The sequence below is a fragment of the Oceanidesulfovibrio marinus genome (assembly GCF_013085545.1).
GTDB lineage: Bacteria > Desulfobacterota > Desulfovibrionia > Desulfovibrionales > Desulfovibrionaceae > Oceanidesulfovibrio > Oceanidesulfovibrio marinus.
This window is the reverse complement of record NZ_CP039543.1, coordinates 4,316,294-4,328,532: the sequence shown is the minus strand read 5'-3', so window position 1 is coordinate 4,328,532 and position 12,239 is coordinate 4,316,294. Positions and strand designations below refer to the sequence as shown.

At 62.2% G+C, this 12,239-nt stretch carries 11 protein-coding genes; 5 read left to right on the top strand and 6 right to left on the bottom strand.

Annotated features, from left to right (window positions below):
- Positions 1-8 precede the first annotated feature (8 nt).
- A complete protein-coding gene (locus tag E8L03_RS18965) occupies positions 9-908 on the top strand; it encodes a DMT family transporter (RefSeq protein ID WP_171268201.1) in 900 nt (299 codons plus the stop codon).
- Positions 909-1,454: 546 nt separating this feature from the next.
- Here the strand turns inward: E8L03_RS18965 and E8L03_RS18960 are convergent.
- A complete protein-coding gene (locus E8L03_RS18960) occupies positions 1,455-2,369 on the bottom strand; it encodes a DMT family transporter (RefSeq protein ID WP_171268200.1) in 915 nt (304 codons plus the stop codon).
- A 336-nt stretch (positions 2,370-2,705) separates the two neighbouring features.
- Positions 2,706-3,836 (bottom strand): AAA family ATPase, encoded by a 1,131-nt coding sequence (locus E8L03_RS18955; RefSeq protein ID WP_171268199.1) that lies wholly within the window; start codon positions 3,834-3,836, stop codon positions 2,706-2,708.
- A 239-nt stretch (positions 3,837-4,075) separates the two neighbouring features.
- On the opposite strand from E8L03_RS18955, the gene E8L03_RS18950 reads away from it, so the two are divergent.
- On the top strand, positions 4,076-4,753 hold the full coding sequence (locus tag E8L03_RS18950) for a Spy/CpxP family protein refolding chaperone (RefSeq protein WP_171268198.1): 678 nt from the start codon (positions 4,076-4,078) through the stop codon (positions 4,751-4,753).
- Between the two features lie 137 nt (positions 4,754-4,890).
- Here E8L03_RS18950 and E8L03_RS18945 read toward each other — a convergent pair whose 3' ends face one another.
- From E8L03_RS18945 to E8L03_RS18930, 4 genes are all read right to left on the bottom strand, one after another.
- On the bottom strand, positions 4,891-5,886 hold the full coding sequence (locus tag E8L03_RS18945) for a PAS domain-containing sensor histidine kinase (protein WP_171268197.1): 996 nt from the start codon (positions 5,884-5,886) through the stop codon (positions 4,891-4,893).
- Between the two features lie 364 nt (positions 5,887-6,250).
- The gene (locus E8L03_RS18940; protein WP_144306534.1) at positions 6,251-7,525 is read right to left on the bottom strand and encodes a TRAP transporter large permease; all 1,275 of its coding nucleotides are present in this window, start codon (positions 7,523-7,525) and stop codon (positions 6,251-6,253) included.
- Complete coding sequence (locus tag E8L03_RS18935; RefSeq protein ID WP_171268196.1) at positions 7,522-8,073, bottom strand: TRAP transporter small permease; 552 nt, start codon at positions 8,071-8,073, stop codon at positions 7,522-7,524. Before E8L03_RS18935 ends, E8L03_RS18940 begins: the two co-directional genes overlap by 4 nt.
- Positions 8,074-8,174: 101 nt before the next feature.
- Complete coding sequence (locus tag E8L03_RS18930) at positions 8,175-9,158, bottom strand: TRAP transporter substrate-binding protein (protein WP_171268195.1); 984 nt, start codon at positions 9,156-9,158, stop codon at positions 8,175-8,177.
- A 524-nt stretch (positions 9,159-9,682) separates the two neighbouring features.
- Here E8L03_RS18930 and E8L03_RS18925 point away from each other — a divergent pair.
- Genes E8L03_RS18925 through E8L03_RS18915 form a run of 3 tightly spaced genes read left to right on the top strand, consistent with a single transcriptional unit; the run spans position 9,683 to position 12,238 of the window.
- Positions 9,683-9,955, top strand: a complete 273-nt coding sequence (locus E8L03_RS18925; protein ID WP_167512584.1) for an anti-sigma factor family protein — start codon at positions 9,683-9,685, stop codon at positions 9,953-9,955.
- Positions 9,945-10,625 carry a flagellar hook assembly protein FlgD gene (locus tag E8L03_RS18920; RefSeq protein WP_171268194.1) on the top strand — a complete coding sequence of 227 codons (681 nt, stop codon included), beginning with the start codon at positions 9,945-9,947 and terminating at the stop codon, positions 10,623-10,625. Before E8L03_RS18925 ends, E8L03_RS18920 begins: the two co-directional genes overlap by 11 nt.
- Before the next feature lie 20 nt (positions 10,626-10,645).
- Positions 10,646-12,238, top strand: a complete 1,593-nt coding sequence (locus E8L03_RS18915) for a flagellar hook protein FlgE (RefSeq protein WP_171268193.1) — start codon at positions 10,646-10,648, stop codon at positions 12,236-12,238.
- The last annotated feature ends 1 nt before the right edge of the window (position 12,239 follow it).

Sequence of the window (12,239 nt, the reverse complement as noted above, 5' to 3'; positions counted from 1 at the left end):
GTCTCTGCATGCCCGGCGCCCTGCTCACCGCCCTGTTCTTCGGCATCACACCGGTCTGCGCCAACCGCGCCATCCGTATACTCGGCGTCGTCAGGGCCAACCTCTGGCGATTGGTTGTCGCCGCCAGCATCTTGGGCTTGTGGACACTCCTTTTCGGTCGAAGTCTGCACAGCCAGGCAATGTGGTTCATCATAGCGGGCGCCGTCGGTTTCGGCCTCGGCGGCATGTGCATGTTCCTGGCCCTGCCCCGGCTGGGCGCGCCGCTGGCCGCACTCCTGGTGGAGAGTATCGCCGCCGTGAACGCAGCTGTCATGGCCTGGGCCTGGTACCAGGACGCCATTCCGTTTCAGGGACTTATATCGGCTTTCATCGTCCTGACAGGCGTCGGCCTGGGCCTTCTCCCCTACATCCTGAGAACCGAAAAGCGCCACGACGTGTTGTCCGGCACGGCCTGGATTGTCCTGGCCGGGCTGGGCCAAGCTGTGAGCATCACGATCAGCCGCAAGGCTCTGCTTTCACTGAAGCTGGCCGGAGAAATCCCCAACCTGCCCACAGCGGCGTTCATGCGCCTGCTCGGCGGCATGGCTATCGCATTGCTGCTGTGGCTTCTGCTCAAAGGAACTGATGAACCGGAGGAGGCGGCCACGCACAGCTCTCCGCAACGGACGGAACAGGCCTGGCTGTGGGTCGGGCTCAACGCCCTGTTCGGTCCCATCCTCGGCGTGACCTGTCTGATCTGGGCCTTGCAAACCATGCAGCCCGGCCTAGTGCAGACCATAGCGGCCACCGCGCCACTGGTCAGCGTCCCCTTCGCTCGCTGGCTGGAAGGCCATACACCGCCGCCATTGTATTATCTTGGCTGCATCGTGGCGCTTGCAGGGCTTAGTGGAATCTATTTCTCAGGGTAGGCTGAACACACGGATTCCAGCTGTCGTTGCATTTAAGGGTTGGCGCAAGAACCTTCCGGTCGATTCTCTGCATAAGAGCGTGGTTGCGGCCCAGCCGAAATCCAAGAGGGCTGCGGCTTCCAGCGGGGCTCTCTGACGCATTCCACCTTCTCCGCCGGCTGTCCATTATTCCACCTTCTTCTGAGTGGCCTCAAGCTTGTCGATAAGCACGCGCGCTGCTTGGACTTGACCGCCTTGAAGTTGCTTCCAGGCCTTCTGCCGTGAGGTGCCTCAATATGCTTAGCCCGCTGGTTCGGAGGATAAAGAGGGATTCGAATTGGACGATGAGCACTTTCAGGAAGGACGGACACCTTGAAAGTGTTACAGAAACGCGTTACATCCTAGACTTGAGCAGTGGACACAACACGCTGAGAAGTAACGCATTTCATGTCTGGCCACGAGAATCCCTCTCCCTCCGCCAATACTCCAGCACGCTATAGCTGCTCAGAGCTGAATCCCAGCGTTTGTTGACGCCAGCGCTGGCGTCATGCTGTGCAGGCATCGCGGTCATTGCCGCAAGGACAGGATTCCCGCCCCCACGATCAGCAACATGCCAAGGGCCGAGACCATGTCCGGTATCTCGGCGAACAAGATCACTCCCCAGACAACGGCAAAGCCGACATAGGCAAAGTCAAAGGCGCCGATCATGGCCGGCGGGCCGTTCTGATAGGCGATAGCGGCGCCGATGCTGCCGATCAGTATCGCCCCCGCCAGCAGTCCCATCGAAAGCCATTCGGGCCCACCCATGGCGGCCCAAGGCGCGAACAAAAAGCCCTGCCGCAAGGAATCGGGCAGCAGCAGGATCAGGCTTGCAGCCAAAGCTCCGGTGACCACGAAGGCCACGTTCAGCGCCAGCGACAGGACCAGCGGATGCTGGGCGCGGCACTTGCTGCGCGTCAGGATCATGGCCCCGGCGTAGAGCATGGCCGAGGCGAGCGGCAGGATCGCATAGGCGTTGAAATCGCCCGCCTTGGGCCGCAGGATCAGCACCACGCCCAGGAAGCCTGCGAAGACCGCAATCCAGCCCTTCCGTGAGATCCTGTCGCCGAGGAACAGGGCCGAGAACAGGGTAATGAAGATGGGCAGCGTGTAGTAGGCGGCTGCAGCGGCCGAAAGCGTCAGCTTTGGCAATGAGAGGTAGTAGCAGACCCACATTGCCACCAGCATCAGGCTGCGCAGAATGACCCACCCGGGTTCGTCCGGCACGCGCAGACTGCCGGGCGCCGCGAACGCAAGAACAAGCAGCAGGACCGGGATCGCGATCAGGGAACGGATCACGAATATCTGCCAGATGACGAAGTCGCCACTGGTCAACTTGATCAGCGCGTCTCCCAAAGACAGCGCCAACACGGTCAGGACGATGATGCTGACCGCCATAGGAATATTGTCGACGCGGTGGCCTTGCGTACTCAGTTGCGACATCAGAGCAGTCCCCCTCGATTGAGCCGGAACGGTGTGGAAACATTCGAACATGCGCAACGACCGCATCGGACTCGAACCCATCATTGCGCAAAAGCGCAGTAGTAATGCATGACGCGGCTCCATGCAAAAAGGCCGCAGAAAAGCGCCCGCCGCGAGCGCTCTGGCGGCAGTGGCAGGTGATGTCAGAGCCGGGTATGGGGTCAGGCAAGATCACTATGCGTCGAGGCAGTTACAACCCTCTGGCGGCTACGGGCGCTACGCACGCAGGAGGCGGACGGAAAGTGCTTTGCTCCGCCGCGCAGGCTCTCGCCCCTGTTCCCTTTATCATAAGGACGCTCACCCACCGTCCCGTTGCAGCCAGTCCTCGAATACGGGGTCCACGACCCGCCAGCGGCCATCGCGCTGCTCGACAAGGTCTTCCTCCACAAGCTTGTTCTTCGCATAGGTGATGCTGGACGGTTGCAGGCCGATGCTCTGGGAGAACTGCCGGCCCAGAATCTCGTCCGGCTGGTGCCGGGCCACGGCCCGCAGCACGCCTATCTGCTGCGGCGTCAGGCCCGTGAGCGTGGCCTCGAACAGCGGCACACAGGCCTGCACGGTCAGCGCATAGGCTTTGTCCACCTCGTCCACGCCCACGGTGCTCTCGCTCACGGCATAGGCGTCGCTGGCGATGTGCTGAATATAATAGGGATGGTTGCTGGCCTTCTGGATGAGCAGCTCTGCCGCTTCCGGCGATATTTCGCGACCACCGCGGCCGAACTGGTCCGTGAGGTAGGCAACGGCCTCGGCCGTGGGCAGTGACGGAAGCTGCATGGGCGTGGCGGACTGGAAGAACGGCCGGGTCTTGTCCTGGAACATGGCCTTGAGGATGCCACGGCGGCTGCCCGCAAAGATGAAGGAGCACGGCAGCCCCTGGATGGCGCCGCGTATGAGCCCTTCCACCACGGCCGCCTCCCTGAGCCGGGTGATCTCCTGGAACTCGTCGAAGACCACGTGGCACGGGAAGTGGCCGCCGCGCACGAACTCGGCCAGGTCCTGGAGCATGTCGTCCAGCAGCGTGCGCGGATCGATGGAGAGCCGCACCTTCTCCACGCTGATGTCGAACGAGCCGTCGCTCTTGGGGCTGAGGATGATCCGGAAGCTCTTCCAGGCCGAGAGCCAGCGCCGGCCCTTGTCCCACAGTGACTGGCGGCTGTGGATGGCCATGGCCACGGACCGCGCCAGGCGGCGGGCGATCTCCTCCACGCTGTCCACGCCGAAAAAGTCCGTGGACACGCAGGCGTATCCATCATCCTGCAGGTCGTACTGCAGCCTTCTGCAGAGCGATGTCTTGCCGTAGCGGCGGGGCGAATGGAGCAGCACGTTCTCGCCGGACTCGGCCGCATCTTTCAGGCGGCGCAGCTCCTCCACCCGGTTGCAGAGCACGGCGCCGGGCTCCAAAGCTTCTTTGCGAAATGGATTGGGCATGACGGAACCTCCGTTACGGATTATCTGTAACAGACTCTCCGTCATGGGTAAAGCACGATTGCCCGCGCCGGCTACGGCCCTGCCCTGCTCTGCTACGCCCGCGCGTGGCGGGCACGCATCTGGTGGGGCCATTTTTCAGGCACTCTGGCGCACTGCTGTGTCTCAGCCGGCCATCTGTGGTATTGATACTCGGTATAGTCATGCGCACGCACCCAAACACCCCCGACCGAGGAGGCACCATGAAAAAACTCACACCAACGCTGTTCATCATACTTGCGCTGATGCTCGTTCCGGCCGTGACCGGCACAGCCATTGCCCAAAAGAACCAGGCCGCACAGCAGAGCCAGGGCGCGGGCGGCAAGGGCATGATGAAAAACATGCCGCCGTCCGGGATGATGGGCATCGTGGATCAGGCCACAGGACAGCAGGCCGCTTCACAACCGGGCCAGGCCGGTGGTCAGGGAATGATGGGCTCCGGCGGCATGGGGCCCGACATGATGCACATGATGGACAAGGGCATGATGCCCATGATGATGTCCCACATGCAGGGCGGCAAAGGCGGCATGGGCCGCATGATGGGCAGAATGGGCGGCCCGGCATGCGGCATCAAGGGCCTGCCCGGCATGGTTCGGATGCTGGACAACCTCAACCTGACGGACGAGCAGTGGGACAAGGTCCGCACCCTGGCAAAGCAGCAGCTGGACACAATGGCCGACCTCTGGGCCCAGCGCATGAAGGTCCGCATCGATCTGGCCGGCCTGCGCTGGGACAAGGACGTGGACCCCAAGCAGGTGAAGGAGCTGTTCCAGAAAAAGGCCGAAGCCCAGGCCGAAATGTTCCTGGCCGGCATGGACTACATCAAGGGCGTGAAGGCCATCCTCACCCCGGAGCAACTCAAGCAGTTCGAGGCGGAATAATCGCCGCGGGCAACGCCCCTGCAAGGAATTGAACGGAAGGCGCTCACAATCGGGCGCCTTCTTTTTTCCGTATCGTACCGAACCTGCGATCCCCTCTGGCGACACGCTCTGTCCTGCGGCCGCCATGACGCGGCCGTCTACGTCTCCGGGTTCTCCCGCGGGATGGTGATGATGAACCGGGCGCCCTCGCCCGGCGTGCTTTGCAGGGTCAGCTCACCCCCCATGGTGGACACCACCTTGCGTCCGGCAGCCAGAGCCAGCCCGCTGCCGCCCGGCTTGGTGGTGAAGAACGGCGTGAAGACCCTGGCCTGGTGCTCCGGCTTGATGCCCGGGCCCTGGTCCTTCACGGACAGCTCGCAGCACGCGCCGGACCGCAGCGAGGAGACCTCCACGGTCGCGCCGTTTGGGGATGCCTCGATGGCGTTGCGAATGAGCGCCGCGATGACGTCGCCGAGCTGCTCGTCATTCACATGGATGGGGCAGCCCTTGGAGTCCAGAGACGTTACGAGACGAACCGAAGCCTGCTCCGCGGTCTCCTGAAAACGCGCCACCTGTTCCTTGATGACCGTGTTGATGTCTGTGCTGAGCCGTTTCTTCGGGGTTGGGGCGTAGTTCGACAGCGCTTCCACCATGTTCTGCAACCGGTCCAGCTCGGCCTGATAGTCCGGGTCCAGACCCAGGTTCTCCGGCTTCTCCGCAGTCATGCGCCGTAACGCACCCAGAATCTCCGCCATCTCTCCGGCCACAGCCGTGGCTGCCCGACCCACCACGGCCTGGCGTTCCGCATCCAGCGCGGCCTGGCGCTGCCGCTTTGCACGATCCGACAGCCAACCCAGCAACGCGCCGACCATCAGGAAGACCACGGCCTGGAACCCGAGGGTCGTCCATGTCAGGTGGCCCTGCATAAATATCAGGCGGGGGATGTAGAGAAGGACACTGGCCACGGCCGTGGCAATGCCGCCGGACATGCCGAACCAGAATGCGCCCAGGAGTATGGGGATGAAGAAGAGCTCCCTGTGGAAGAGATGGACGTCCATGTTGTGGCCGCCAAAGGTGTAGTGGACGGCGGTGAGCCCCACCACAAGGGCGAGCACACAAAAAGCCTTGAGCCGGCTATGCGGGTTGGTCTGCATGAGGTGCCTCCATATCGGCAATGTCGTGTATATTAAGTCATACCATCATGGTCAGCTATAAGCATAAACCATACCCCTCCTGAAACGGCGTTCCACTCTGCGTCGCCCTTCCTTTCTGCTCACTGTATTGTACACATATTGAACAGCGTGCCGTGTACATCTGTATGAAAACTATACAGAAAGCGCAGACCCCGCATGGGTTGTCTGCATACCGGCAGCAAAAAACCGCCGCCGCACAAAGTTTCCCGACTCAAATGATGCCGTAAAAAGCGAAAATGTCCAGGCCGGATGCTCGCAACAAAGAAAAACGCCCGACGCGGAAAAACGCCGGGCGCTGGATACCGATCTATTGTTGGAGCCGCGGTCAGTTGACCATGGAGGGAATCCACATGGTCAGCGGCGACCAGAAGGTGATGAGCAGGAGGTCGATGAGCAGCGCGGCCAGGAACGGCAGCACGCTCCGGCTGATTCGGGTCAGCGAGCTTTCAGACAAGCCGCAGCTCACGATGAGGCACACGCCCATGGGCGGGGTGAGCATGCCGATGGCCAGGTTGGTCACCACTATGGCGCCGAGCTGGACAATGTCGATGCCCAGGGAGGGCAGCATGGGCGTTATCACAGGCACCAGCAGGATAAGCGCGGCCGTGGTTTCCAGGAAGGTGCCGGCCACCAGCAGCACGCAGTTGACCAGCAGGAGCAGCAGCAGCGGGTTGTCCGTCAGGCCCAGCACCGTGCCGGCAATGGCCTGGGGAATCTGCTCGATAGTCAGGAACCACGAAAACACCGTGGCCTGGGTGATGATGAACATGATCACGCTGGCCGTGATCGCGGCGTTGATGAACAGCTGTGGCAGCGCCTTCAGCTTCAGCTCGCGGTACACGCCCAGACCCACCACCATGGCGTAGATCACAGCCACGGCAGCGGACTCCGTTGCCGTGAAGATGCCGCCCAGGATGCCGCCCAGGATGAGCAGCGGCGCGCCCAGGGCGAGGAACGCGCCCTTGCCTGTGCGCCATACCGTGGCCCAGGCGAACGGCGTGCGGTTGGTGAAGCCCTGGCGCTTGGCGATGTACAGCGCCACGATGATCAGCGTGACGCCCATGAGCAGGCCGGGCAGGATGCCGGCCGCAAAGAGCTTGCCGATGGACGCGCCCGTGAGCACGCCGAAGATGATCATGGGTATGGACGGCGGGATGATCACGCCGATGGAGCCGGCAGCGGCCTGCACCGCGCCGGAGTAGCGCCGGCTGTAGCCGTTCTTGACCATGGCCGGGATCAGGATCGCGCCCACGGCGGCCGTGTCCGCGGCGGCAGAGCCGGAGATGCCGGCAAAGAACATGGCCGAGACGATGGACACCGCGGCCAGACCGCCCGGCAGCCAGCCCACCAGGCTTTCGGCAAAGGCCACCAGTCTGCGCGAGATGCCGCCGGTCTCCATGAGCACGCCGGCGGTCATGAACAGGGGCACGGCCATGAGCGGGAAAGAGTCGGCCCCGCCGTACATGCGCTGGGCCACCAGCATCATGTTCGCGTCGCCCTTGATGAGGAATGCCGCAGCCGTGGACGCGCCGATGGCCACGGCAATGGGCGTATTCAGCAGGAAGAGCAGCGCCAGCAGGAAGAAGAGGATGGCGGTCATGAAGTCGCCCCCTGCCCGTCCGTGTCATTCTCTACCTGGGGGGCCGGGCAGGACATATCGGGCTCCTGCCAGTCGAAGATGTCACGAACCAGGAAGGCGATGCCGTGGATCAGCATGAGCGCGCCGCCCACCGGCACCATCACAAAGGGCACCTGCTTGGTCACGCCCAGGGAGGTGGTCTGCTGGAACTTGATGAAGTCGAGGAACTCGAACCCCTTCCAGGCCAGGATGGTGAAGAGGAACAGCCCGGCGCAGGTCGCACCGATGCTGGCCAGCCGCTTGCCGGCGGAAGGCAGCGCGTTGAACAGCGCGTCCACGCCGATGTGCGCGCCGCGTTTGTAGGCCACGCTTGCGCCCAGGAAGGTCAGCCAGACCAGGATCAGCCGGCCCAGCTCCTCGCTCCAGAACAGGGAGTCGTTCAATGCGTAGCGGAAGAAGACCTGCATGCCGATGACCGCGGCCATGGAGAAGCCGAGCAGGCCCAGCGCCCATTCGGCCACGGTGTTTACTGCGTCGCTAAAGCGAAGGATGATGCGGACAACCAACATGGGACATTGCTCGGTGGACGGACCATGGCGACGCCGTCCGGATTCCGGTTCTCTATACGATTCGGGGGAGAGCGATCCGCCCTCCCCCGCTTGTCATGACGCTACTTGGTGGCTTCCAGGAACTTGTCCAGCAGCGCGGCTGTGGACGGGTCCTTGGTGAACAGCTCCATGTTCTTCAGCTCCACGGCCTTGGCGCGGAAGGATGCCTTGTCGGGATTCTTGTCGATGATCATCCCTTCCTTCTCCAGCTCGGCCAGGAAGCCCGCCTCGTTCTCGCGGTTCCAGTTGCGCTCGTTCACGGCCGCCTCGTACATGGAGTCGCTCAGCATCTTCTGGACTTCGGGGTCCAGGCCGTTGAACCAGCCCAGGTTGGCCACGTCGATGTGCGCGGAGTACACATGGCCGGTCAGGCTCAGGTACTTCTGAACCTCGTAGAGCTTGAAAACCTTGATCACGCTCACCGGGTTCTCCTGGCCGTCGATAACGCCCTGCTCCAGCTCGGAGTAGATGGGCCAGCCCATGGGGGTGGGGTTGGCGCCCAGCACGCGCCAGAGCTCCTTGTGCAGCGCGCTTTCCATGACGCGGATCTTGAGGCCATCCACGTCTTCCACGCTGTGCACGGGCCGCACGTTGTTGCTCAGGTTGCGGAAGCCGTTCTCGGAAAAGGCCAGGCCCTTGAAGCCGGCTTTCTCAATATCCTTAAGCACTTCCTTGCCCAGGGGGCCGTCCAGAATCTTGCTCACGTGGTCGTAGCTTTTGAACAGGAACGGGAAGTTGACCACCTTGACCTCGGGCACAAAGGCGTCGAAGGGGCCCAGGGTGATGACGCCCATGTTCACGGCGTTCATCTGGATCTGCTGCAGGATCTCGGTCTCGTTGCCCAAGGAGGCGCTATGGAAGATGGAGACGGTGATGTCGCCCTTGGAGCGCTCCTCCACGAGCTCCTTGAACTTCTCGGCCACGATGTACTGGGCCGAACCCGGCGTGGTGACGATGCCGAGCTTGATTTCCATGGCGAATGCAGCGGATGCGGTAAGACAGACGGCAAGAAGCGCGAGGCTCACGGCTCTGATGACGCGGCGCATGACGGGTCTCCTGGTGTATTGTTCTGTCGGGAAGGATTCGTGAATAAAAGGAAATGACGCGGTTGGCAACCGTAACAAAGGCTTCTTCCACGCCTGAAGCGCATTTCCGTACACAATTACGCCGCTCCCGCCTGTTTCTGGCGCATTTTCCCCCTGATCCAGGGCAACGCTCCGGCGCGGGCGCATTCCTGCGCACGCCCCAGGCGCCCGCCCCGCCATCCTTATAATAGACGCACGCGACAAGCGACGGCATCGGCTCTTTCGGGACCGGTGCCATTCTTTGTTGACGCGCACGTCATGCGCGGCGCGCTGTCCAGCAGTGCGTCGCCTTGTGATGCGCCGCGCTCCATCACGCTCCCCCTCTCGCCGTCCCTCTTTCCGCCGCATTTTTCCCGTTTCTTTAGAAACCTCAAGCCTCCTTCACTGTATCTCAACGTCTCTTGTCTTTTCCACAGACTTCTTTGCCTCCGTTAATGGATGTTTCGCTGCCCTTCCTCCGTATATGTCTACAAAGGAGAAAGCGCATGAGGGTATGCATCGATAAGTACATCCATGACACAGGCGTTCGAATCTGGGGCGGCGATATTGTAGAGGGACTTTCAAAAAGCTCTCTACTGTGCCCAGGACACAACACCATTGCAGCGTACCTGGATAAACGCCTTCCGGCGAAAGCGCGGAAGGCTGTTGAAGATCACATGGCGTCCTGCAAGGAATGCAGGCTGGAGATATTCGAGCTTCGCAAGATCATAGCACAAACAGATATGTATGAGGAAACGGAGGAGATGTATGGAAACTGAATCTATCCTTCAGTCGAGTGCATATACGACAACGTCGACCGACACGGCGACCCCTTCCAACGAGCTGGACGATGACGCCTTCATGACCCTGTTCATCGCCCAGCTGGAGAACCAGGACCCGCTGAATCCCATGGACAACACGGACATGCTCGCACAGCTCGCGCAGTTCACCACCGTGGAGCAGCTCTCCTCCATGAACGAGAACATCGCGAGCATGCTGGACCAATCCAACGCCCAGGTCATCAACAGCGCCGTGAGCTACATCGGCCTGGATGTGGTGGCCGAAGGCGACCAGGTCAGCGTGGGCGACGACGGCGTAAGCCCCCTCTACTACACGCTTTCCGACGACGCCACCGAGGCCATGGCCTACATCTACGACGAGGACGGCTCCCTGGTCGACACCGTGGCCCTCACCGACCTGACGGAAGGCGAGCACACCTTCCAGTGGAACGGCCTGAACTCCGACGACGAGCAGGTCGCCAAAGGCAACTACTCCGTCGGCATCATCGCCCTCGACGACCAGGGCGATTTCATCTCCGTCTCCACTCTCTGCCAGGGCACCGTGGTGGGCATGAGCGCCCAGAACGGCACCACCGTCTTCGAGCTCTCTGACGGCCGCACCGTAAACATGATGTCCGTCACGGACGTTTACACCAACTCCGCCTCTTAGCGGACGCGAGGAGCACTTCCATGAGCACCCTGACAGGCGCCATGTATACCGGCATCGCCGGTCTCTCCACCCACAGCAAGGGCATCTCCGTGGTGGGCAACAACCTGGCCAACTCCAGCACCGTCGGCTACAAGTCCACCTCCATCCAGTTCGAGGACATGTTCTACTCCTCTCTGCACACGGCCAACGGCCCGGACCAGATAGGCCACGGCTCCTCGGTCTCCACCCTGTACAGCGATTTTTCCGCCGGCTCCTACGAGGACACAGCGTCCCCGACTGATGTGGCCTGCACCGGCAAGGGCTTTTTCGTCGTCACCGATCCCACCACCGGCAGAAACTACTACACCCGCGCCGGCCACTTCTCCTTCAACGAGGACGGATACCTCATCAACGCGCAGGGCTACCGCGTCCAGGGATGGGAAGCGGACCCAGCGCACAAAGGCAACGGCGTCAGCACCAAGGGCGCGCTGGGCGACATCCGCTTCGACGATCTGCAGTCCCCGCCCGAGGCCACCTCGTTCATGACCCTGCTGGTGAACCTCGACAAGGACAGCGAGGAACGCTCGGCCAACCCCACAGACCCCTTCTTCTCCCTGCAGCAGGAGTGGGACGGCACGGCCGACCCGCCCATGGGCGAGAACAGCTACACCTACCAAAGCTCCATGGTGGTCTACGACGAGGCCGGCGGCTCCCACGAGGTCACGATCTACTTCGACCCCGTGCAGGATGACAGCGTGGTCAGCGACGCCGGCGGCGGCCAGGTCTGGGAGTACATCATCACCTGCGATCCTTCCGAGGACGGCCGCACCATCGACGGCCAGGAGCTCTCCAGCACCTCCAGCGCCGGCCTGCTCATGACCGGCACCCTGACCTTCGATTCCTCCAGCCAGCTCACGGGCATGACCGCCTTTACCCTGAACGGCGCGGCCACCGGCGATCTGCACGACCTGACCAACTGGACCCCGGCCGATATCGGCGACGACGGCAACCCCATGTTCACGGCCAACTTCTCGGGCTCGGACAACGCCAGCTACACCGGCGACGCCGAGGCTTTGAACATCGGCATCGATTTCGGCATCCACGACAACACGCCCTCGGCCACCGGCTGGGACAGCGCCGTGGCCGATGCCTCACTCATAGGCTCGGACATCGCCAACCTCTTCAACTTCGAGGAGCCGGTCATCAGCTCCAACGCCACCACGGCGTACGGCCGCTCCTCCTCGACCTTGAGCCGGTCGCAGGACGGTTATCCCCCCGGTTTCCTGGAAGATGTGGAGATCGACGACAACGGCGTGATCACGGGCATCTTCTCCAACGACCAGTCCATGGAACTCTACGTGCTCGGCCTGGCGGACTTCGCCAACTACCAGGGCCTGATCAACGAAGGGGGCAACCTCTACTCAGCCAGCGGAGACTCCGGCCTGCCCATCACCGGCGTGGCCGGCACCAACCAGTTCGGCTCCGTGGCCTCCAACAAGTTGGAGCTCTCCAACGTGGACTACTCCGGCGAGATGGTCGACCTGATCCGCTACCAGCGCGGCTACCAGTCCAACTCCAAGGTCATCACCACCGTGGACACGCTGCTTCAGGAAGCCATCAACCTGAAGCGCTAGG